The 22,982-nt window shown below is 69.7% G+C and carries 16 protein-coding genes; 6 read left to right on the top strand and 10 right to left on the bottom strand.

What is annotated here, in order from left to right:
• Window positions 1–25 precede the first annotated feature (25 nt).
• From V2J18_RS12340 to pbpC, 4 genes are all read left to right on the top strand, one after another.
• Window positions 26–4,954 carry an alpha-2-macroglobulin family protein gene (locus tag V2J18_RS12340; RefSeq protein WP_087960710.1) on the top strand — a complete coding sequence of 1,643 codons (4,929 nt, stop codon included), beginning with the start codon at window positions 26–28 and terminating at the stop codon, window positions 4,952–4,954.
• 59 nt (window positions 4,955–5,013) lie between these two features.
• Complete coding sequence (locus V2J18_RS12335) at window positions 5,014–5,994, top strand: hypothetical protein (RefSeq protein ID WP_336131920.1); 981 nt, start codon at window positions 5,014–5,016, stop codon at window positions 5,992–5,994.
• A gap of 90 nt (window positions 5,995–6,084) precedes the next feature.
• Window positions 6,085–7,125, top strand: a complete 1,041-nt coding sequence (locus tag V2J18_RS12330; RefSeq protein WP_336131919.1) for a hypothetical protein — start codon at window positions 6,085–6,087, stop codon at window positions 7,123–7,125.
• A gap of 298 nt (window positions 7,126–7,423) precedes the next feature.
• Window positions 7,424–9,838, top strand: a complete 2,415-nt coding sequence (gene pbpC / locus V2J18_RS12325) for a penicillin-binding protein 1C (protein ID WP_336131918.1) — start codon at window positions 7,424–7,426, stop codon at window positions 9,836–9,838.
• A gap of 244 nt (window positions 9,839–10,082) precedes the next feature.
• Here pbpC and V2J18_RS12320 read toward each other — a convergent pair whose 3' ends face one another.
• Window positions 10,083–10,679 carry a hypothetical protein gene (locus V2J18_RS12320; RefSeq protein ID WP_336131917.1) on the bottom strand — a complete coding sequence of 199 codons (597 nt, stop codon included), beginning with the start codon at window positions 10,677–10,679 and terminating at the stop codon, window positions 10,083–10,085.
• Window positions 10,680–10,808: 129 nt separating this feature from the next.
• On the opposite strand from V2J18_RS12320, the gene V2J18_RS12315 reads away from it, so the two are divergent.
• On the top strand, window positions 10,809–11,411 hold the full coding sequence (locus V2J18_RS12315) for an NAD(P)H-dependent oxidoreductase (protein WP_336131916.1): 603 nt from the start codon (window positions 10,809–10,811) through the stop codon (window positions 11,409–11,411).
• A gap of 166 nt (window positions 11,412–11,577) precedes the next feature.
• On the opposite strand, the gene V2J18_RS12310 is transcribed toward V2J18_RS12315, so the two are convergent.
• Together V2J18_RS12310 and V2J18_RS12305 are read right to left on the bottom strand one after the other, a co-directional pair.
• Window positions 11,578–12,135 carry a ferritin-like domain-containing protein gene (locus V2J18_RS12310; protein ID WP_425606107.1) on the bottom strand — a complete coding sequence of 186 codons (558 nt, stop codon included), beginning with the start codon at window positions 12,133–12,135 and terminating at the stop codon, window positions 11,578–11,580.
• A 125-nt stretch (window positions 12,136–12,260) separates the two neighbouring features.
• The gene (locus V2J18_RS12305) at window positions 12,261–12,737 is read right to left on the bottom strand and encodes a peroxiredoxin (protein WP_064747879.1); all 477 of its coding nucleotides are present in this window, start codon (window positions 12,735–12,737) and stop codon (window positions 12,261–12,263) included.
• 163 nt (window positions 12,738–12,900) lie between these two features.
• On the opposite strand from V2J18_RS12305, the gene V2J18_RS12300 reads away from it, so the two are divergent.
• Window positions 12,901–13,806 (top strand): DnaJ C-terminal domain-containing protein, encoded by a 906-nt coding sequence (locus tag V2J18_RS12300; protein WP_336131915.1) that lies wholly within the window; start codon window positions 12,901–12,903, stop codon window positions 13,804–13,806.
• Window positions 13,807–13,903: 97 nt separating this feature from the next.
• Here the strand turns inward: V2J18_RS12300 and V2J18_RS12295 are convergent, their stop codons facing one another.
• The 7 genes from V2J18_RS12295 to V2J18_RS12265 all read right to left on the bottom strand — a co-directional run bounded on the left by V2J18_RS12295 (window position 13,904) and on the right by V2J18_RS12265 (window position 22,772).
• On the bottom strand, window positions 13,904–14,275 hold the full coding sequence (locus V2J18_RS12295; RefSeq protein WP_064747881.1) for a response regulator: 372 nt from the start codon (window positions 14,273–14,275) through the stop codon (window positions 13,904–13,906).
• Window positions 14,276–14,335: 60 nt separating this feature from the next.
• Complete coding sequence (locus V2J18_RS12290) at window positions 14,336–15,328, bottom strand: YhdH/YhfP family quinone oxidoreductase (protein WP_336131914.1); 993 nt, start codon at window positions 15,326–15,328, stop codon at window positions 14,336–14,338.
• Between the two features lie 211 nt (window positions 15,329–15,539).
• Window positions 15,540–16,193, bottom strand: a complete 654-nt coding sequence (locus tag V2J18_RS12285) for a hypothetical protein (RefSeq protein ID WP_336131913.1) — start codon at window positions 16,191–16,193, stop codon at window positions 15,540–15,542.
• A 126-nt stretch (window positions 16,194–16,319) separates the two neighbouring features.
• Window positions 16,320–16,913, bottom strand: coding sequence for an LOG family protein (locus V2J18_RS12280; protein WP_336131912.1), 594 nt, complete (start codon window positions 16,911–16,913; stop codon window positions 16,320–16,322).
• Window positions 16,914–17,078: 165 nt separating this feature from the next.
• Window positions 17,079–18,503, bottom strand: coding sequence for a dihydrolipoyl dehydrogenase (gene lpdA / locus V2J18_RS12275; RefSeq protein WP_064747885.1), 1,425 nt, complete (start codon window positions 18,501–18,503; stop codon window positions 17,079–17,081).
• 180 nt (window positions 18,504–18,683) lie between these two features.
• The gene (gene sucB, locus V2J18_RS12270; RefSeq protein ID WP_336131911.1) at window positions 18,684–19,877 is read right to left on the bottom strand and encodes a dihydrolipoyllysine-residue succinyltransferase; all 1,194 of its coding nucleotides are present in this window, start codon (window positions 19,875–19,877) and stop codon (window positions 18,684–18,686) included.
• A 66-nt stretch (window positions 19,878–19,943) separates the two neighbouring features.
• Complete coding sequence (locus V2J18_RS12265) at window positions 19,944–22,772, bottom strand: 2-oxoglutarate dehydrogenase E1 component (RefSeq protein ID WP_064749707.1); 2,829 nt, start codon at window positions 22,770–22,772, stop codon at window positions 19,944–19,946.
• Between the last annotated feature and the right edge of the window lie 210 nt (window positions 22,773–22,982).

Raw genomic sequence — 22,982 nt, 5'->3', positions numbered from 1 at the left:
CCCGATGCAACCTCACCCGCGGCGGATGCCGCGCCCGAGCGCGGTGCGCTCCGCCACCCGCGGCCTGGCCGCGCTGCTGATCGCCGCGACCGCGTTGTTCGCCGGCTGCAAGCGCGACACCAGCGGCCAGCTGCCGGAAACCAGCGGCGAAGCGATCCAGGCCCAGCGCGAGGCGGTCAAGGGCTTCGGCCTGGTCGCCGCCTACCCGGACCAGAAACGCGACGAACTGGCGATCGCGCTGGAATTCAGCCAGCCGCTGGTCGGCACCCAGAGCTTCGACGAACTGATCGCGGTCGCCGACAAGAACGGCGCGGCGGTGCAGGGCAGCTGGGTGCTGGACGACGACGGCAAGATCCTGCGCTTCCCGCATGTGGAGGCCAGCAAGGACTACGTGGTCACGATCAAGGCCGGGCTGACCGCCGCGGCCGGCGACCGCGTCGGCCGGGAGATCCGCAAGGAGGTCTATACCGGGCCGCTGGAGCCGGTGGTCGGTTTCGCCTCGCAGGGCAGCGTGCTGCCGGCGCGCGACAGCCGCGGCCTGCCGGTGGTGTCGATCAACGTGCCCGAGGTCGACGTCGAGTTCTTGCGGGTCAAGGAAAAAGAGCTGCCCAAGTTCTTCGCCGAGTACCAGCGCGGCGGCCGCCGCGGCAGCTGGGAGCTGGAGCGCGACTGGGACGACAAGAAGCCGCTGTCGAAGCTGGCCGAGCCGGTCTACGTCAACCGCTTCGTGCTCGGCGGCAAGCCCAACGAGCGGGTGCTGACCTATCTGCCGCTGCAGGACATCAAGGAACTGCAGGAACCGGGCCTGTACTTCGCGGTGATGAAGCGTGCCGGCCAGTTCAAGGACGAGTTCGAGACCGCGTTCTTCACCGTCAGCGACCTCGGCCTGCACGCCCGCGCCTACAAGGACAAGCTGTTCGTGCATGTCGCCTCGCTGGAGACCGGCAAGGCGGTCGGCGGGGTCGAACTCAAGGTGCTCAACGCGCAGGGCGAGCCGGCGTTGAAGGGCGAGACCGACCGCAACGGCAACGCCATGCTCGGCTATCGGCTCGACGCCGGCCACGTGCTGATCGCCCAGCGCGGCAGCGACGTGTCGATGCTGCCGTTCAACCAGCCGGCGCTGGACCTGTCCGAGTTCGCCGTCGCCGGCCGCGAGCAGGCCTGGTTCGACGTGTTCGCCTGGTCCGGCCGCGATCTGTACCGCCCCGGCGAGACCGTGCGCCTGTCGGCGCTGCTGCGCGACCAGGACGGCAAGCCGGTCGACACCAAGGGCAAGCCGCTGCAGCCGGTGTTCCTGCGTTACGTCCAGCCCGACGGCAAGACCTTCCTGGAAACCCGCCTGCAGCCCGATCCGCAAGGCTACGTGCGCCATGCCCAGGCGATTCCGGTCGACGCCGCGACCGGCCGCTGGCGGGTCGAGTTCCGCACCGACCCGGCGAGCAAGGAAGCGGTGCAGGGCATGACCCTGCGCATCGAAGAGTTCCTGCCCGAGCGGCTCAAGCTCGACCTGAAGGCGCCGGAGGTGCTGCGCCCGGGCCAGCCGTTCAAGCTCGGGGTCGACGCGGCCTATCTGTACGGCGCGCCCGCGGCCGGCAACCGCTTCACCGCCAAGCTCGCGGTGACGGTCGAGCAGCATCCGCTGGAGCAACTGCCCGGCTACTTCTTCGGCGACCCGACCTTGAGCCTGCCGAAGGAGGCCAAGGACGTGATCGACACGACCCTGGGCCCGGACGGCAAGCTGGAGCAGGACATCGCCCTGCCGGACGAGGCCAAGCCGGTCAGCACCATCGCCGCGATCGTCACCGGCAGCGTCTACGAGACCGGCGGCCGCAGCGTCAACCGCAGCCTCAAGCGGGTGCTGTGGCCGGCCGATGCGCTGGTCGGCGTGCGTCCGCTGTTCGACGACAAGGACGGCGCCGCCACCGACAGCAATGCCGGCTTCGAGATCGCCCGCGTCGGCAGCGACGGCAAGCCGCGCCCGGGCAAGGGCCTGCGCGTGACCCTGGTGCGCGAGCATCGCGACTACCACTGGAACTACGACGACGACGGCGGCTGGGACTACGACTTCACCCGTCGCTACGAGGACGTGCAGGTGCGTACCGTGGACGCCGGCGCCGCGCCGCAGAAGATCGATTTCCCGGTCGAATGGGGCGAATACCGGCTCGACGTCTACGACCCGGCGACGCGCCTGACCACGCGCTATCCGTTCCGCGCCGGCTGGAGCTGGGACGACCAGAACCGCGGCCTCGACGCACGTCCGGACAAGGTCAAGCTGGCCCTGGACAAGACCGGCTACCAGGCCGGCGACACCCTGCAGGTGACCCTGACCCCGCCGCACGAAGGCCCGGGCCTGCTGATGGTCGAAACCGACCGCATGCTGTACGTGCAGGAAATCCAGGCCAAGGCCGGCAGCAAGTTCGAGATTCCGGTCACCGCCGACTGGGAGCGCCACGACGTCTACGTCACCGCGCTGGTGTTCCGCGGCGGCAGCGCGCCGAGCAAGATCACCCCGGCGCGCGCGGTCGGCGTCGCCCACGTGCCGATGGACCGGCGCGCGCGCAAGGTCGCGGTCGGGCTCAACGTGCCCAAGCTGATGCGGCCCGAGCAGGATCTGCCGGTGACCGTCAGCGCGCCGCAGCTGGCCGGCAAGGACGCCTACGTCACCGTGTCCGCGGTCGACCTGGGCATTCTCAACATCACCCGTTTCGCGGTGCCGGATGCGGCCGCGCACTTCTTCGCCCAGCGCCGCCTCGGCGTCGACGCCTACGACGTCTACGGCCGGGTGATCGAAAGCTATGAGGGCGACACCGCCAAGATCCGCTTCGGCGGCGACATGGCCTTGCTGGCCCTGCCGCAGGCGCGGCGCCCGACCGCGCGGGTGCAGACCGTCGACCTGTTCGCCGGGCCGGTCAAGCTCGACGCCAAGGGCAATGCGCGGGTCAAGCTGCGCGTGCCCGATTTCAACGGCACCTTGCGCGTCTCGGCCCTGGTCTATGCCGGCGGCAGCTACGGCAACCGCGACGCCGAGACCGTGGTGCGCGCGCCGGTGCTGGCCGAGGCGAGCACGCCGCGGGTGCTGGCGCCCGGCGACAAGAGCAACGTGACCCTGGACGTGCAGAACTTCACCGGCAAGCCCGGCGAGTTCTCGGTCAAGGTCGAGGGCATCGGGCCGCTGGCGTTGAGCGAGGGCGAACGCAAGCTCTCGCTCGGGGTCGAGGCCAAGAAGACCCTGACCTTCCCGGTCGTCGCCCGCGAGGGCTACACCACCGCCCAGGTGCGGGTGCGGGTCGACGGCAACGGCTATCAGGTCGACCGCCGCTACGACGTGCCGGTGCGGCCGGCCTGGCCGGCGGTGTTGCGTTCGCGCACCCGGGTGCTGGACGAACTCGGCGCGGTCCAGCTCGGCGCCGACCTGGCCGAGGGCTTGATGCCGGATTCGGTCAATGCCCGCATGGTGGTCAGCGCGCTGCCGCCGATCCCGTTCGCCAGCGCCCTGCAGGGGGCGCTGGAGTACCCCTACGGCTGCGCCGAGCAGACCACCAGCAAGGGCTATGCCGCGCTGGAGCTCGACGAAGCCACCGCCAAGATGCTGGGCGCCAAGGGCCTGGACGCCAAGCAGCGGCGCGCGCGCATGGAAGGTGCGTTCGGCCGCCTGGCGGCGATGCAGATCGGCTCCGGCCATTTCTCGATGTGGGGCGATGGCGACTACGTCAACCCGGGCCTGACGCCGTACATCGTCGAGTTCCTGCTCGACGCCCGCGACGGCGGCTTCGCCGTGCCGGAGACCATGCTGCAGAAGGCCTTGAAGGTGCTCAACGAGGACCTGCTGTCGGGCAATGCCTCGTTCTACGGCTACGACCGCCGCGAACACCTCAAGTTCGCTTACCAGGCGCATGCCGGCTACGTGCTGGCGCGGGTCAACCGGGCGCCGCTGGGCACCTTGCGCGCGATGTACGACAACGACCGCAAGAACAGCCTGACCGGTTTGCCGCTGGTGCACCTGGGCCTGGCGCTGAGCCTGCAGGGCGACAAGACGCGCGGCGCCAAGGCGATCAAGGAAGGCTTCGCCCGCGACACCTCGGATCGTCCGGAGTACCTGGGCGACTACGGCAGCCGCTTGCGCGACGATGCGCTGATGATCGCCCTGGTCCACGAGCACAAACTGTCGCGGCCGGAATACGACGCGCGCAGCGTGGCGATGGGACGCGAACTCGACGCGCGCCGCAACAGCGGCTGGCTGTGGCTGAGCACCCAGGAGCAAGTCGCGCTGGCGCGGCTGGGCAAGGCCTTGATGGCCGACCAGGGCAAGCAGATCGGCGGCCGCTGGAACGTCGGCGACGTCGCCTCCGATGCCGATCCGGGCAAGCTGGTCGGGCGCCTGTTCGACTATGCGGCGCTGGCGCGCGGGGTCAGCTTCGCCCCGACCGGCCAGCCGCCGCTGTACGCGAGCATGGAGGTGGCCGGCGTGCCGCGCAGCGCACCGGCGGCCGACGCCTCGCAGATCGAGGTCGGGCGCAAGTACTACACCACTGAAGGCAAGGACTGGAGCGGCGGCAGCCTGGTCGAGGGCGAGGCGCTGATCGTGCAGGTCACGATCAAGGCCCACCGCGCCATGCCCGACGCGCTGCTGACCGACCTGCTGCCGGCCGGCCTGGAGATCGAGAACTTCAACCTCGGCGACGCCAAGCAATGGGCCGGCGTGGTGGTGGACGGGATCGAGATCTCCGAGCGCAGCAGCGCCGCCGAAGTGCGCCATGAGGAGTTCCGCGACGATCGCTACGTCGCCGCGCTGAAGCTGGAGCAGAACCAGACTGCGCGGGTGTTCTACCTGGTGCGCGCGGTGACGCCGGGCACCTACACGGTGCCGCCGTCGCTGGTCGAGGACATGTACCGTCCCGACCTGCGCGGGGTCGGCAAGGCGGTGCCGTCGACGCTGACGGTGCGCCAGCCGTGACCGCGGCGGCCTCGGCGACGGGAGGCCGTGCGCTTCCCGTCGCGGCGGCGCGCGCGCGCGTGCGGCAGGCGGGCGCGCTCGGCGCGTTGGCCCTGCTGCTGGGATTGAGCGCCTGCGCGCGCTCCGATGCCGGTGCGCTCGACAGCGCGCCGGCAGAGCCCGCGGTGGCGGCGACCGCCGACCCGCCGCAATCCGCACCGGCGCCGGTCGAAGCGCCCGCGCCGGTGCCGCCGCTGCAGGCGGCGGCCGAAGCGGTGCTGCGCCAGGACGATCCGGATTTCGACGACTACTACAGCCAGTTCGCCTTCGGCGACCTGGACCGCGACGGCCGCGACGACGTTGCGGTCGAGTACGGCATCGGCGCCGACGGCGCGACGCGGCACGTCGCCAACACCGTGCGCATTCTGCTGATGCGCGACGCCGGCCTGGAGCTGCAGCGCGACGATCCGGACTTGTTCCGTTATTGCGCCGCCGTGCGCGGCATCGACCGCGGCCGGCTGCGGGTCGATTCGCTGGAAGCCTGCATGATTCCGTTCCCGCGCACCATCGCCCATTACGAATACGAATGGACGGCGCAGGGGCTGCGCCAGAGCGCCGAACGCTCCAACGAGGAGCAGATCCAGGCCCAGTTGGGCGAACTGGCCGAGGCCTTGCGTAGCGGCCGTAGCGCCGATGCGGCCGCGTTCCTGCGGCCGGGGCCGGCCGCGGCCGGCGCGTCCGCCGCAGCGGCCGATCTGCTGTTCGACGAGGCTGCGCGCCGGGCCGGATTCATCGCCGCGGTCCAGGCGTTGTCGGGCCAGGCGTTCCGGCAGCTCGGCGCGAACGAGCGTATGGCCGTGCGCAGCGAGTGCAAGCTGCACCTGAACCTGAAACCGGAAGGCGAACTGGCCGAACTCGGCGATGGCGACACGGTCAACGATGCGGTCGCCACGCTGGAATGGCCGCACGGCGACGGGGTCGGCTATTCGGTCCGCTTTCTGCTGATCCAGGGCCGGCTCTACCTGCTCGATCACAGCGGCTTCGACAGCGAAAGCGAGTAAGGTTTTTCTCGCCTCGTGCGAGCCGCGGCGACCCGCCGCGACCCGCGCAGGCAACGAACGCAACGAACGCAACGAACGCAAGGAGCGAACATGCGACATTCCCCCGCGCTGATGATTCCGACATTGGGGCTGATCCTGGGCCTGGGCGCTTGCCAGGGCGGCGGACAGGCTGCGCCCGCCGCTGCCGCGCAGGCCGATGCGGCCGCCAATGCGACTGCGGCTGCGGCCGCGACGAGCGCGGCCGCGCCGGCCTTGTCGAAACAGCAGATCGCCGAGCGCGCTTTCGCCGCCCTGCGCAAGACCGAACCGGACTTCCAGCGCCTGGGCTACTCGCATCTGCTCGGCGATCTCGACGGCGACGGCAGCGACGACGTCGTGATCGCCTACGGCGAGGGCACGCCGGACGCGACCATGGCCGCGAACATGCGCCTGGCGGTGGCGATGTCGCGTCCGCAGGGCGCGCAACTGTTGCCGCGCGCGGGGCTGCCGGATTACTGCGCGTTCCCGCGCAAGATAGAGGACGGCAAGCTCTACGTCGAAGAGCCCGATATCTGCAGTGCCGCGCGGCCCAAGACCGTCGGCTATTACGTCTACGCCTGGGACGGCAAGGGCCTGGCCCAGGTCGGCCATGAGACCGTCGAGCAGCGGGTGGTCAACCTGCTCAAGCCGCTCGGCGCGGCGTTCGCGTCCGGCGACCGGCGCGTGGTGCTGGACGCGCTACGCTTCCCGCTCGACGTGACCTACTGGCCGATCTACGACACTCCGCTGGAAGCGGTGGCGAAGAAGACCGGCGGCAAGATCGACCGCGCCACCGCGCAGGCGCACTTCCAGGATCTGTTTCCTAAGGACCGCGCCGATCTGTATGCCGCGGCGATCGCCGCGACCGTCGCCCAACCGTTCAAGCGCGATGCCGCGGGCGGCCACGGCGTCGTGGTGCCGGCGCCGGACGGCGAAAAATACAGCCTGAACATCGTTTTCGACCCGGACGAAGACCGCGAGGAGGGCAACGACAACCGCATCATCGACGCTCGCATCGACGTGGCCCAGAGCCAGGGCGACGGCGGCCAGAACCTGGTGCTGTTGCTCAGCGAAGGCAAGCTGGACATCGTCGCGATCAACACCGCGGGTTGATGACGGCGCCGGCTTCGCCTTCGCGCGGCGTCTGCGTCCGGCGAGGCCACCGGTCGCGCGGCGGCCGCGCGATGCGCCGGCTCTGCGGCCGGGGCTTCCGTGTCCAGGCCCTGGCCCGGCGCGTTGCGCGAATGCCCGTCGGCCGAGGGCCTGGCGCGCCGCGTCTGCCGCCTGACGGCGCCCGTGCCGTGTCCCGGCCGGGAGGCCGCCTGCCGGACACCGCCTCTGCGGTCCGCCGCAGCGGTACGCTTCTCGCCGGAAGTTTCGCCGTAGCCTGATTTTCTCAGTCGTCCTCGTCATGCCGTCCGCTCCGTCCGTTTCCGCCGCCGCTACGCCCGCACCCGTTCCGCCGCGCCGGCAACGGCTGCGCCGGCGCGTGCTGCAAGCCTTGCTGCTGGCGCTGTCGTTGGCGACCGCGACGATGCTGCTGGACCTGGCCTTTCCCTTGCCCCTGCCGCAGCCGCGCGACGCCGGTGCGGTGGTGGTCGCCGCCGACGGCACGCCGCTGCGCGCGTTCGCCGATCGCGACGGCGTGTGGCGCTATCCGGTCGAGGCGTCCAAGGTGTCGCCGCTGTACCTGCAGGCGCTGCTGAACTACGAAGACCGCTGGTTCTGGAAACACCCCGGCATCAATCCGCTGGCGATGCTGCGCGCGGCCGGGCAATGGCTGCGCAGCGGGCGGGTGGTGTCGGGCGGTTCGACCCTGACCATGCAGGTCGCGCGCATCCTCGACGCGCGTCCCGGCGAGGGCCGGCGCAGCCTCGGCGCCAAGCTGCGCCAAGTGCTGCGCGCCTTGCAGTTGGAGGCGCACCTGTCCAAGCGCGAAATCCTGGCCCTTTACCTCGACCGGGCGCCGTTCGGCGGCACCGTCGAAGGCGTGGAGGCCGCGAGCTGGGCTTATCTGGGCAAGCCCTCGGCGCGCCTGTCGCATGCCGAGGCGGCGTTGTTGACCGTGTTGCCGCAGTCGCCGAGCCGCTTGCGGCCGGACCGCGAGCCCGAGCGCGCGCGCATCGCCCGCGACAAGGTGCTGGCGCGCATGGCCGCGTTGCGCGTGTGGACGCCGGCGCAGGTCGCCGATGCGCGGGTCGAACCGGTGGTGGCGCGTTCGCTGCAGCCGCCGCGCTACGCGCCGTTGTTGGCGCAACGCTTGCGCAGCGAGGACCCGAAGGCGGGGCGGATCGTCTCGACCATCGACCTGGAACTGCAGCGCACGCTCGAGGACCGGGTTTCGGCGTACTTCTCGACCTTGCCCGAACGCACGTCGGCGGCGCTGCTGGTGGTCGACAACGCCACTGTGGAAGCGCGCGCCTATGTCGGTTCGGTAACCTTCGGCGATGCCGCGCGGCTGGGCCATGTCGACATGGTCCAGGCCTGGCGCTCGCCGGGTTCGACTTTGAAGCCGTTCCTGTACGGCCTGGCCCTGGACGACGGCCTGATTCACTCGGAGAGCCTGTTCGTGGACGCGCCGCAGGCCTTCGGCGGCTACCGGCCGGGCAATTTCGACGCGGCGTTCAATGGCCCGGTCGGCGCCGCGACCGCGCTGCGCCTGTCCTTGAACGTGCCGGCGGTGGATCTGCTCGAGCGGGTCGGGCCGTCGCGTTTCTCCGCGCGCCTGGCCCATGCCGGCATCGATCTGCATTGGCCGCGCGGCGCGACGCCGAATCTGGCGATGATACTCGGCGGTACCGGCGCGCGTTTGGAGGATCTGGTCGGCGCCTACGCCGCGTTCAACCGCAACGGCGTCGCCGGACGGGTGCGTTACCGCGCCGACGAGGCGCGCCTGGACCGGCGCCTGCTGTCGCCGGGCGCGGCATGGATCGTGCGCGAGATCCTCGAGGCCAACCCGCGCCCCGGCAGCGTCGAACAGACCTTCGACCCGCAGGGGCGGCCGCGGGTGGCGTGGAAGACCGGCACCAGCTACGGCTTCCGCGACGCCTGGGCCTTGGGCAGCACCCGCCGTTACACCGTGGGAGTCTGGGTCGGGCGTCCGGACGGCACGCCCTTGCCGGGTCAGTACGGCGCGGTCACCGCCTTGCCGCTGCTGTTCGAAGTGGTCGACAGCCTGCCGCGGCAACGCGGCGACGCCGCGTTGCGGCCGCCGCCGCGCGGGGTCGAACAGATCGAGGTCTGCTGGCCGCTTGGGCTGCCGCCCGATCCGCAGGCGCCGGCGCTGTGCCAGCGCCGCATGCAGGCCTGGACCCTGGACGGCTCGGTGCCGCCGACCTTCGCCGAACGCGACGCGCGCTTGTGGAGCGCAGGCATGGAACGCTTCGACGCCGATGCCGACAGCGGCCAACGCCTGTCGGCCGAGTGCTCGCGGCCGCACCGGCGCGAACCGCGCGAAATCGCCCGTTGGCCGGCGCTGGCCTCGCCGTGGCTGCCCGTGGAGACCCGGCGCGCCTCGCAACTGCCGGCGCTGGCGCCGGACTGCAGCGACGACGGCCGCGACGCGGTCGAGGAACTGCGCGTGGAAGGCATCGACGATCAGGCCACCCTGGCGCGCGCGCCCGGCAGCCAGGCGCCGCTGCGCCTGTCGGTGCGCGCGCTCGGCAGCGACGCGCGGGTGCGCTGGCTGCTCGACGGCCGGCTGATCGGCGAGTCGCAGGGCAGGGGACGCTTCGAGCACGACTTCGGCGAACCCGGCGAGCACGTACTGACCGCGCTGGCCGACACCGGCGCCTGGTCGCGGGTGCGCTTCAAGGTCTTGCGCTGAGCGCGACGCCGCTCCTGCAAGAGCCGATCGTCCTCCAGCGTAGAAGCGGCGTAAGTCGCGACCATCGCAGTGGTGTACGCCGGCGTTGCGACGAAGCCGGAGCCGTCGGCACTGCCTTGGAACGTGCCGAAACACATCGACGGCCACGGCTTCGGATGCTGCGCTTGCGTCCGTCGCTGCGGTTGTTGCGGCCTAGGTCGCTCCCAAATGAAGCGGCGTTGCAGCGCGCGCGGTGGGCTGCGTTTCAACTTGTGCCGTGCCAGACCGCCAGCACATCGCCGAAGGTCTGCGCGCCCGGCGCATAGGCGGCGCCCGCCGCGCCGGCGCCGGCGGCGATCGCGGCGATGATCAGGAACGGTAGGGCGGTGCGCCGCAGCGCCGTGCTCAGCCAATGCGAGGTTTCGATCCGGCGCAGGCGCCGGTACAGGCCGCCGGCCAGGGCGACGTCGAGGATCAACTCGGCCATCAGGGCCGGCGCGATCCAGATCACCCACAGCGCGGCGAGCCCGGCGCACAGCGCCACCGCCAGCGCCGCCAGCACCCAGGCCGCTTCGTCGCCGGCGTCGGCGACGGACACGTCCCAGTCGCCGTCGCCGGTGTCCGCGGTTTGGGCCGCGGGCCGGCCGCCGCCGGCGTCGAAACCGACCTCGGTCGGATCGACCTCGCTCCAGGCATCGTGTTCGCGCGTGCGCGCCCAGGTCCACAGCAGGGCGAGGAAGGCCAGGTAGGCGCCGGCGGCGGCGAGCGGATAGCGCAGCGCCATGGCGTCCACGCCGGCAACGAGCAAGGCGTAGGAGACCAGGAAGCCGACCGCGCCGGTCAGCAGCACGATCAGGCCCATCTGCAGGCGCGGCCAGTGCGTGCGGGCAGGCGACGCAATCGGTCCGAATCCGAGGCTTGACGGGGGAATATACTGATCGTAACTTACTTTATGTAGGTTACTTTTAGTAATTTCAATTCAGGAGTTCCCATGCACGCGCTCATCGTCGTCGCCCACCCCGACCCGCAATCGCTGACCCATGCGGTCGCGGCCCGTCTCGCCGCCGGCCTGACCGAGTCCGGCCACCGCGGCGAAATCGCCGATCTCGCCGCGGAAGGCTTCGACCCGCGCTTCAACGCCGCCGATATCGAGGGCTTCTATCGTCGCGCCGAAGCCCCGGCCGACGTGCTCGCCGAACAGGCGCGCATCGACCGCGCCGATGGCCTGGCGCTGGTGTTTCCGGTGTACTGGTGGTCGATGCCGGGCCTGCTCAAGGGCTGGGTCGATCGCGTGTTCGCCAACGGATGGGCCTACGACGAGGCCGACGGCCGGGTGGTCAAGAAGCTGCAACGCCTGGAGGTGCACTTGATCGGCGTCGGCGGTGCCGGCCGCCGCACTTACGCCAAGCATGGCTACGAAACGGCGATGAAGACCCAGATCGACCACGGCATTTTCGACTACTGCGGCGCGCGCGTGCTGACCTCGGAGTTGCTGTTGCACACCCGCCCGGACGAGGCTGCCGCGCAGTTGCAGACCGCGTTCGATCTCGGCCGCGGCCTGTTCGCCGAGCAGGCCCTTGTAGGAGCGGCGTGAGCCGCGACCAACCGAAGCGGTGTTCGACAGCGTGTCATCCGAAGCCCGGTAGCGGCAGAACTCGCCAACGATCCGGGCTGCGGAAAGGTCGCGCGCATACGCCGCCTCGGCGGCCGCCGCTTGCGACCGGAAGAAATCCCGTCGGACGCCGCTCCTATAGGGACGCTTACTGGCCGGTCCAGCCGTCGAGCAGGTCGGCCAGCTCGTCGGCGTGTTCCTCTTCCTGGGCCAGGATGTCTTCCATCAGCCGCTGGGTGGTGGTGTCGCGGTCGCCGACGAAGCGGATGATCTCGCGATAGCTGTCGATGGCGATGCGTTCGGCGATCAGGTCCTCCTTGACCATGTCGCGCAGATCGCGGCCTTCGACGTATTCGGCATGGGCGTGCTTGGACAGCACGTCGGGGTTGAGGTCGGGCTCGCCGCCGAGTTGCACGATCCGCTCGGCGATGCGGTCGGCGTGGGCCTGCTCCTGGTTGGCGTGCTCGAGGAATTCGGCCTTGACCGCTTCGGCCATCAGGCCGCTGGCCATGAAGTAGTGGCGCTTGTAGCGCAGCACGCAGACGATCTCGGTCGCCAGGGCTTCGTTGAGCAGCTTGATCACCGCGCTGCGGTCGGCGGTGTAGCTGGCGGTGATCGCGCCGTCCTCGATGTGCTGGCGGGCGCGGGCGCGGATGGTCGCAAGGTCGGTGACGAACGCGGACGCGGGAGCGTCGTTCTGGCGCATGGGCTTGGCAGGCATGGCGGCCTCCTGGCGGCGGGGGAAGGGGGCGGTGTACCTCGGCGTGTGGTGGAGCGGTGGATGGAGGAGCGTCGGCCGCGCGAACCGGTCGCGCGGCCGACGCCGGGGACTCAGAGCGATTCCAGCAGATACTCGGCCGAGGACACCTTGTACTCGCCGGGCGCTTCGACGTGCAGTTGCTTGACCACGCCGTCTTCGGCGTAGAGGGCGAAGCGCTTGGAGCGCAGGCCCATGCCGTAGGCGCTGGCGTCGAGCTCCAAACCGAGCGCGCGGGTGAAGTCGCCGTTGCCGTCGGACAGCATCATCATGCCCTCGGGCACGTGCTGGCTCTTGGCCCAGGCCTGCATGACGAAGGGATCGTTGACGGCCATGCAGGCCACTTCGATGCCCTTGTCGCGGAACTGCTGGAAGTGCTCGACGAAGCCGGGCAGGTGCTTTTCCGAGCAGGTCGGGGTGAAGGCGCCGGGCACGGCGAACAGCACGGCCTTGCGGCCGTCGAACAGGGCACGGGTGTCCACGCTCTCGATGCCTTCGTGGATGCGCTTGAGGACGACTTCGGGCAGGCGGTCGCCGACCTGGATGCTCATGGGATTCTCCTGTGATGGGGTCGAGTCTAGGCTGGCGGCGCTAATGTCGCGTCAACGCGACTTGAAATCGCGCCGGACGCCGCCATGCTGTCCGCTTAATGATGCGTCAAGGCGGCGTGAGCGCAGTACGCTGACGCTGGCGGTTGCGAGTCGGGAGCAGGCAATGCAGTTCAAGGATTACTACGAGACCCTCGGCCTGGAGCCGAGCGCAGGCGAGGCCGAGATCAAGACGGCCTATCGGCGCCTGGCGCGCAAGTACCACCCCGACGTCAGCAAGGAGGCCGGCGCGGAGGAGAAGTTCAAGGCCGTCAACGAGGCCTACGAGGCGCTGCGCGATCCGCAGAAGCGCGCCGCCTACGATCAGCTGCGCGCGCGCGGCTATCGGCCCGGCGACGAAGTGCAACCGCCTCCCGGCGGGTTCGGCGGCGGCTACGGCGGCGGCGGGGTCGATTTCGAGGAGATCTTCGCCGGCGGCGGCGCCGGCGGCGGCTTCAGCGACTTCTTCGAGAACCTGTTCGGCCGCGGACGTTCGGCGGCGGGCGGTTTCGGCGGCCAGGCCGGGCGCAGCGCGCCGCCGCGCGGCGATACTCGGGCCAAGCTCGCGGTGTCGCTGGAAACCGTCTACGAAGGCGGCAGCGTGCGCATTTCGATCAACAACAAGACCCTGGACGTGCGCGTGCCCAAGGGCATCCGCCCGGGCCAGCTGATCCGCCTGGCCGGCCAAGGCACTCACGGCGATCTGCTGCTGGAGATCGAATACGCCGCTCACCCGCAGTTCGAGGTCGACGGCCGCAACGTCGTCCACGTGCTGCCGCTGGCCCCGTGGGAGGCCGCGCTCGGCGCCACGGTCAGCGTGCCGACCCTGGGCGGCGCGGTCGAGCTGAAGATTCCCGCGGCTTCCGAAGCCGGGCGCAAGCTGCGTTTGCGCGGCCGCGGCCTGCCGGGCAGCCCCTCGGGCGACCAGATCGTCGAGCTGGAAGTGCTGGCGCCGAAGCCGGAGAGCGAGGCCCAGCGCGAGGCTTACCAGCGCCTGCGCGCGGCGTTCGGCGAGGACTGGCGGCGCGACTGAATCCGCCGCCGCGGACGCATCGGCGGACGCAGAAACGAAAATCCCGGCTTCGGCCGGGATTTTTCGCTTGCGGTCCGGCGCGCGGCGCGCCGGCCGTTCAGGCCGCTGAGGGCAGCAACTGGCCGATGATCTCGGACAGATCGGTCTCGCTGAACGGCTTGGTGATGTAGGCCTTGGCGCCCTGGCGCATGCCCCAGACGCGGTCGGTGTCCTGGTCTTTGGTGGTGACCAGCACGATCGGGATGTGCTTGGTGGTCGGCTCGCGGCAGATCGAACGCGTGGCCTGGAACCCGTTGAGGTTGGGCATCACCACGTCCATCAGTATCAGGTCGGGCAGCTCGCGCTTGGCCGCTTCGACGCCGGCGGCGCCGTCTTCCGCGGTCAAGGCCTCGTGCCCCAGTTTTTCGACGATGCGACGGATGCCCATCAACTGGGACGGCGAGTCGTCGACGATCAGAATGCGCGCCATGTGATTCCCCCAAATATCTGCGGCCGATTGTAGCGACGCGCCGCGCCGCTGCAATGCCAACTAGATCACGACGAGGGTCCGGCCCAGCGAACCGCCCGAAAGCATGCCGGAGAAGACCTCCGCCAGCCCGCTCAGCGGCACTTCGCGGGTGCAGATCCGCTCCAGGTGGCGCGGTTTCCAGTCGCTGCCCAGGCGCTGCCAGATCTCGTCGCGGATCTCGCGCGCGGTGCCGGCCGAGGCCACGCCGAGCAGGGACACGCCGCGGATGATGAAGGGCATCACCGTGGTCGCCAGTTCGTGGCTGGCGGCCAGCCCGGCGGTGGCGACGTTGCCGTAGGGCGCGGTCTGCGCCAGCAGGCTGGCCAGCATCGGCCCGCCGACGTTGTCCAGGCCGCCGCCGAAGCGCGCCGATTCCATCGGCCGCGCGGTCTGCAGGGCGTCGCGGCCGAGCACCTGGCTGGCGCCGATGCGCTTGAGGTAGTCGGCCTGCTCGGCCTTGCCGCTGATCGCATGCACCTCGAAGCCGGCGCGGCTGAAGATGTCCAGCGCGAGCGAGCCGACGCCGCCGCTGGCGCCGGTGACCGCGAGCGGCCCCAGTTCCGGGGTCTGGCGGTTGTCGAGCATGCGGTGCAGGGCCAGCGCGGCGGTGAAGCCGGCGGTGCCCAGGATCATGCTCTCGCGCAGGCTCAGCCCGGACGGCAGCGGGATCGTCCACTGCGCTTCCAGCCGCGCGTACTCGCTATAGCCGCCGTCGCGGGTCTCGCTGAGGCCGCAGCCGGTGGTCAGCACCGCATCGCCTTCCTTGAAGCGCGGATCGGTCGAGGCGACCACGTGGCCGGCGACGTCGATGCCGCCGACCAGCGGGAAGCGGCGCAGGATCTTGCCTTCGCCGGTGCCGGCCAGCGCATCCTTGAAGTTGATCGAGGAGTAGGCGGTCTTGATCACCACCTCGCCGGGCGCGAGCTGGTCGAGGCCGATCGCCTCGATGCCGCTGCGATAGCCGGCAGCGTCGCTGTGGATGCGGAAGGCGTTGAACGAGGCGGGCAGGGGCATGGCGTCGGTCCGTCCGATGGCGCGCGGCGCTGCGGCCGCGGGCGAATGAAGAAACGCGATGATAGCCGAGCGCGTCGGCGGCTTCGGGGACCGGGTCGCGAAGCGCGCGGCGGCGCGGGTTGCCGCCCGCAGCGGCAAACCCTGGACGGGCGACGCATCGGCAAGGGACGGCGGGGCATGCGGATGCAAGCCTCCATGCCGCCGCATGGGATCAGAGCATCGGCGGGGCGCCGCCGGGCGTGCCCTGGGTCGGTAGTCGGCAACGTTCCGGCGGCGACAGTCGCGGATCGGACGGCTCGCGCGGCGGGCGGGTCTGCGCCGACCAGTAGCCGGCGCAGCTGGCGTTCTCGATCAGGTCGACGGCCTCGCAGAACACGTCGGGAACGAAACCCGATCCCGGGCCGACGGCGTTCGACGGCACGGCGCCGGGGCGCTTGCTGTCGCGCAGGCAGGCGACGGCGTATTGGGTGACGCGGCGCTTGCCGGCGCGGCCGGCAACGGTAATGGTGGTGACGGCGCCGTTTTTGCTTCCTGCCTCGTAGCGAGGGGCCAGTGCGGCGAAGGCTTGCGAGTTGAGCAGTCCGACCAGGGCCACGTGCTGGGCTTCGTCGAGCGGGTGCATGGCCATGACCTCGCCGTTCGAGTGCCGCAGCGGATGACGTCCGCTGGCGTCGGGCGCGCTGAACATGGCGATGCCGTTGCCGTCGATGCGCAGCCGATAGACAGGACTGTCGGCGCCGCCGCCGCTGCGCTCGACTTCGATGGTGGTGTCCTCGACCGCGTTGCCGCCGCCGCGCGACGCGGGCTGGCAGGCGCACAACGCGGACAGGGCCAGAACGGTCAGCGGCAATGCGTTACGGCGCATGGTCGGAACTCCTTTTTCCGGACGTATTTTCCCAGGGTACTTTGCGCGGACGCTTTCGCGAAACGCGCGCCGGAGCGCGGCTGGGAACAGCGCCTGCGCGAGCCCGCCGTGCCGCGGCAGGGCGGCTCAGCGCAGCGCGTTGCGGCGCTTTTCGTCCATCCACTTCGAGGAGGACGCCGGCACGTAATCGCGCATCCAGCCCAGCATGGCGTCGATATCGTCGCCGTGCCACAGGTCCTGGCGCTGGTCGGGGTGCAGGAAGCGCTCTTCGACCATGCGGTCGAGCATGCCCATCAGCGGCGAATAGAACCCGTCGATGTCGAGGAAGGCGCAGGGCTTGTGGCCGATGCCGAGCTGGCGCCAGGTCAGCATCTCGAACATCTCGTCGAGGGTGCCGAAGCCGCCGGGCAGGGCGATGAAGCCGTCGGCCAGGTCGAACATGCGCGCCTTGCGCTCATGCATCGAGCCGACGATCTCCAGCTTGCTCAGGCCGCGATGGGCGACTTCCCAGTTGGCCAACTGTTCGGGAATCACCCCGATGACCTGGCCGCCGCCTTCGAGCACGGCATCGGCGACCACGCCCATCAGGCCGACGTTGCCGCCGCCGTAAGCCAGGGCGATGCCGTCCCGGGCCAACCGCTGGCCCAGCGCCATCGCGCGTTCGGTGTAGATCGGCTTGGAGCCGGAGTTGGAGCCGCAGTAGACGCAGAGGGTTCGCATGGGAGTCGAGATTCGGGATTCGGGATTTGTAAAAGCGGACATCGGGGGCGGGGATGGCAGCAAGCAGAAACGCAAAACGCCAGGCACGGGCCTGGCGTCTGCGTAGGATCGGTCGGGTCGGAACCGCTTTGCGAATCCCGAATCTCCCATCCCGAATCCCGGCCGTCAATTGGCCTTATGGATCGCGCGCTTGTCCACCGCCATCGCCGCGTCGTGGATCGCTTCCGACAGGGTCGGGTGAGCGTGGCAGATGCGGGCGAGGTCGTCGGCGGAGCCCTTGAACTCCATGGTCAGCACGCCTTCGTGGACCAGTTCGGAGACGCCGACGCCGACCAGGTGCAGGCCGAGCACGCGGTCGGTCTCGGCATGGGCGATGACCTTGACGAAGCCGGCTGGCTCGCCCATGGCCACCGCGCGGCCGATCGCCGCGAACGGGAAGCTGCCGGTCTTGTACGGCACGCCTTCGGCCTTGAGCTGCTGTTCGGTGCGGCCGACCCAGGCGATTTCCGGCTCGGTATAGATCACCCACGGAATGGTGTCGAAGTTGACGTGGCCGGGCAGGCCGGCGATCAGTTCGGCCACCGCGATGCCTTCCTCGAAGCCCTTGTGCGCCAGCATCGGGCCGCGCACGCAGTCGCCGATCGCCCACACGCCGTCGACGCCGGTATGGCAGTGCTCGTCGACCTCGATCTGGCCGCGTTCGTTGAGCTTGACCCCGGTGCCTTCGGCCAGCAGGCCCTTGGAGGCGGCGCGGCGGCCGACGGCCACCAGCAGCTTGTCCACGACCAGTTGCTGGTCGGCCTTGCCGTCGTTGTAGGTCAGGTGGACTTCGTCGCCCTTGATCTCGGCCTTGGAGACCTTGGCGCCGAGCTTGATGTCCAGGCCCTGCTTCTTGAATTCCTTGGCCGCGGTCTTGGCGACCTCGGCATCGGCGGCGGCGAGGAAGTCGGGCAGGGCTTCGAGGATGGTGACCTCGGCGCCCAGGCGCTTCCACACGCTGCCCAGCTCCAGGCCGATCACGCCGGCGCCGATCACGCCCAGGCGCTTGGGCACCGAGGTGAAGTCCAGCGCGCCGACGTTGTCGACGATCTTGTCGCCGTCGAACTTGGCGAACGGCAGTTCGATCGAGTCCGAACCGGCGGCGATGATGACGTTGGTGCCCTTGAGCTCGACTTCGGAACCGTCGTGTTGCTTGACCTTGACCACGTTGCCCGGGTGCAGGGTGCCGAAGCCGTAGAACGGCGCGACCTTGTTCGCCTTGAACAGCATCGCGATGCCGCCGGTGAACTGCTTCACGATCTTGTCCTTGCGGCCGACCATGGTCGCGACGTCGATCTTGGCGTTGTCTGCGCTGATGCCGTGCTCGCCGAACAGGTGCTGCAGGTTCCAGAACTGGCGCGAGCTGTCGAGCAGGGCCTTGGACGGAATGCAGCCCACGCGCAGGCAGGTGCCGCCGAGGGCGGGCTTGCCGTCCTTGCCGAGCGCGGCGTCGATGCAGGCGGTCTTCAGGCCGAGCTGGGCGGCGCGGATGGCGGCGTGGTAGCCGGCCGGACCGGCGCCGATGACGACTACGTCGAATTGTTCGCTCATTGATTCGCTCACGGGATTCGGGATTGGGGATTCGGGATTCGTTCAAAGCGCGTCAGCGCTGCGAATTCCGAAGCCCGCGAAAGTGCTGCGATAAAGCCGAGGTTTCGGGAGAGGGGGGCACCCGCGCGGGCTGTTGCCTTTGCGAATCCCGAATCCCCATTCCCGAATCCCGGCTCGGCATTACATGCCCAGCAGCATGCGGTGCGGGTTTTCCAGCTGGTTCTTGATGTCGACCAGGAACAGCACCGCGTCCTTGCCGTCGATGATGCGGTGGTCGTAGGACAGCGCCAGGTACATCATCGGCGCGGCGACGACCTGGCCGTTCTCGACGATGGCGCGCTCCTTGATGGCGTGCATGCCGAGGATGGCCGACTGCGGCGGGTTGACGATCGGGGTCGACATCAGCGAGCCGAAGGTGCCGCCGTTGGTGATGGTGAAGGTACCGCCCTGCAGGTCTTCCAGCGCCAGCTTGCCGTCGCGGGCCTTCTTGGCGTAGTCGCCGATGGCCTTCTCGATGTCGGCGAAGCCCATGCGCTCGACGTTGCGCAGCACCGGGGTCACCAAGCCCTTGTCGGTGGACACGGCGATCGAGATGTCGGAGTAGCCGTGGTAGATCACGTCGTTGCCGTCGACCGAGGCGTTGACGATCGGGTGGCGCTGCAGGGCGTTGGCGGCGGCCTTGGCGAAGAAGCTCATGAAGCCCAGCTTGACGCCGTTGGCCTTCTCGAAGCTCTCGCCGAGCTCCTTGCGCATGGCCATGACCTTGCCCAGGTTGACTTCGTTGAACGAGGTCAGCATGGCGATCGAGTTCTTCGATTGCATCAGGCGCTCGGCGATGCGGGCGCGCATGCGGGTCATCGGCACGCGCTCTTCCGGACGCAGGCCGGCGGCCGCGCCGACGCCGCCGGACTTGGCGTAGTTGACGATGTCTTCCTTGGTCACCGCGCCCTTGCGGCCGGTGCCTTCGACCTGCGAGGCGTCGACGCCCTGGACGTTGGCGGCGAAGCGCGCGCCCGGCGGCAGTTGGTCGTTGGCCGAGGCGGCGACCGGAGCGGCCGGCTTGGCGGCTTCGGCCTTGGCCGGGGCCGGCGCGGCTTCGGCCGGGGCCGCAGCGGCCGGCGCAGCGGCGGCGACGGCGCCGGCTTCGACGATGGCGATCAGCTGCTGGCTGGTGACGGTCGCGCCTTCGGCGAACTTGATTTCCTTGAGCACGCCGTCGACCGGCGAGGGCACTTCGAGCACGACCTTGTCGGTTTCCAGATCGACCAGGTTCTCGTCGCGCTTGACCGCATCGCCCGGCTTCTTGTGCCACGTCGCGATCGTGGCGTCGGAGACCGACTCGGGAAGGACGGGGACTTTGATCTCGGTGCTCATGGGGCAGGCATCCTGGATTGCTTGTATGTGGATATGCGTATGGGGGTGACTCGAAGAACCAGCGCCTTATTCGGCGCTGGACTCTCCTTGCAGCGAATTGACCAGCGCGTCGGCGACCAGCTTGGTCTGCTCGGCGACGTGGTCGGCCAGATGGCCGGCCGCCGGCGACGGCGAACGGGCGCGACCGGCGTAGTGCAGCGCCTGCTTCGGCGCCAGGCAGGCGCTGAGGTGGTGGCGGATCTGGTACCACGCGCCCTGGTTCTGCGGTTCTTCCTGGCACCACACCACGTCCTTGGCCGCGGCGAAGCGCTTGAGTTCGGCGGCGAGGGCTTCGCGCGGGAACGGGTAGAGCTGCTCGACGCGGACCAGGGCGACGTCGTCCAGGCCCTGCTTCTGCGCTTCCTCGTACAGGTCGTAGTAGACCTTGCCCGAGCACAGCACCACGCGCTTGACTTTCTTGGGGTTGGCGGCGGCGTCCGGGATCAGGTGCTGGAACTCGCCGTTGGCCAGCTCGTCCAGGCTCGACACCGCCAACTTGTGGCGCAGCAGCGACTTCGGCGTCATCACCACCAGCGGCTTGCGCGTGCTCATGCGCATCTGCCGGCGGATCATGTGGTAGGCCTGGGCCGGGGTGGTCGGCGCGCAGACCAGCATGTTCTCCAGCGCGCACAGCTGCAGGAAGCGCTCCAGGCGCGCCGAGCTGTGCTCGGGGCCCTGGCCTTCGTAGCCGTGCGGCAGGAACAGGGCCAGGCCGCACAGGCGGCCCCACTTGGCCTCGCCCGAGGACAGGAACTGGTCGATCACCACCTGGGCGCCGTTGGCGAAGTCGCCGAACTGCGCTTCCCAGATGTCCAGGGTCATGGGATCGGCGGTCGAGTAGCCGTACTCGAACGCCATCACCGCTTCCTCGGACAGCAGCGAATCGATGATGGTCACGTCGGTCGGGTTCTTGACCAGGCGGCGCAGCGGCATGACGTATTCGTCGGTGCTCTGCTCGTGCAGGATCGCGTGACGGTGGAAGAAGGTGCCGCGGCCGCTGTCCTGGCCGACCAGGCGCAGCTTGTAGCCTTCGCTGAGCAGAGTGGCGTAGGCCAGGTTCTCGGCGAAGCCCCAGTCGCCGCCCAGCTCGCCGGCGGCCATCTTGCGCCGGTCTTCGTAGATCTTGGCCACGCGCGGGTGCAGCTTGACGCTGTCCGGGATGGCGTTGATCTCGACCGCCAGGGCGTCGAGCTTGCTGCGCTCGAACTTGGTGTCGACCGCGTCGCTCAGCTTGCCCGACAGGTACTTGGACCAGTCGATGGTGAACTCGTCCGGCTTGACCTCGACCAGCTCGGTGGTGACCGCGCCGGCGTCGAGCTTGTCGCGGTACTGGTCGACCAGGGCCTGGGCCTCGTCGGCCTTGAGCGTGCCTTCGGCGACCAACTGCTCGGCGTAGAGCTCGCGCGGGGTCTTGTGCTTGCGGATGACCTGGTACATCAGCGGCTGGGTCGCCGCCGGCTCGTCGGCCTCGTTGTGGCCGTGGCGGCGGTAGCAGACCAGGTCGATGACCACGTCCTTGCCGAAGCGCTGGCGGAAGTCCAGCGCCAGTTCGGCGCAGAACACCACCGCTTCGGGGTGGTCGGAATTCACGTGCAGGATCGGCGCGCCGACCATCTTGGCCACGTCGGTGCAGTACAGGGTCGAGCGCGCGTCCTGGCGCTCGGACGTGGTGAAGCCGACCTGGTTGTTGATCACCACGTGGACCGTGCCGCCGACCGCGAAACCGCGCGCCTGCGACATCTGGAACAGCTCCATGCCCACGCCCTGGCCGGCGAACGCGGCGTCGCCGTGGAGCAGGATCGGCAGCACCTGGGCGCGGCCCTTGTCGCCGCGGCGGGTCTGGCGCGAACGCACGCTGCCGGCGACCACCGGATTGACGATTTCCAGGTGCGAGGGGTTGAACGCCAGCGCCAGGTGGACCGGGCCGCCCGGGGTGGCGACGTCGGCGCTGAAGCCCATGTGGTACTTCACGTCGCCGGTGTGGGCGTGCTCGTCGTGGTCGAACTTGCCTTCGAACTCGTCGAACAGCTTGCGCGGCGGCTTGCCGAGGGTGTTGACCAGGACGTTGAGGCGGCCGCGGTGGGCCATGCCGATGACCACGTCCTGCACGCCCTGTTCGCCGGCGCGGCGGATGGTCACGTCCATCAGCGGGATCAGCGCGTCGCCGCCTTCCAGCGAGAAGCGCTTCTGGCCGACGTACTTGGTGCCCAGGTAGCGCTCCAGGCCGTCGGCCGCGGTCAGCCGCTCGAGGATGCGCTTCTTGTCGTCGGCGGTGCGGCCGAACTTGCCGCCGGCGCCTTCCAGGCGCTCGTACATCCAGCGGCGCTGCTCGGCGTCGGCGATGTGCATGAACTCGGCGCCGATCGGGCCGGTGTAGGTCGCCTTGAGCAGGGCGAGCAGGTCGCCGAGCTTCATCCGTTCCTTGCCGGCGACGCCGCCGGTGGAGAACTCGCTGCCGGTGTCGCTTTCGGACAGACGGTGGAAGCCCAGCGCCAGGTCCGGCGCGTCCGGCTTCTGCAGCAGGCCCAGCGGGTCGATGTTGGCCGCCAGGTGGCCGCGCGAGCGGTAGGCGGTGATGACCTTGCCGACCGCGCGCTCGCGCTCGTCGCTGCCGCCGCCGGCCGCGGCGGTGACCACCCCGCGCGAAGCGGCGCGGCCGGCCGCGGCGATGCTCTCGATCGCCGCCGAATGCGGGACGTCGCCGGCTTCGCGGCCCTTGAAGCCGTCGAAATAGGCTTTCCACTTGGGCCCGACGCTGTCGGGATCGACCAGGTACTGCTCGTACAGGTCTTCGATGAAGGCGGCGTTGGCGCCGAGTTGCGAGGACTGCGAAAACTGCTTCAGGAGACTGTCCACGATGGCATCGGGAAACTCAGGGGGAGGTTCGGAAGCGCCGTCGCGCGCGCGCGGGCGGCGGTCGGCGCTCATAAGAATCGGAAGTATAACGGTAGTGTTAAGGCCAGCGGCATAACTACTTACGTCTAGGCGGCCGTTTCGGCCCGATATCGGGCCGATGGCGGGATACGGCCCGTTCCGGCAATGCGCTGGAGTTTGGGGGGCGGCGCC

This window comes from Lysobacter firmicutimachus (assembly GCF_037027445.1).
GTDB classification, from domain to species: Bacteria; Pseudomonadota; Gammaproteobacteria; order Xanthomonadales; family Xanthomonadaceae; genus Lysobacter; species Lysobacter firmicutimachus.
The sequence above is the reverse complement of the archived record's forward strand: the minus strand, read 5'-3'. Positions and strand labels throughout refer to the sequence as shown.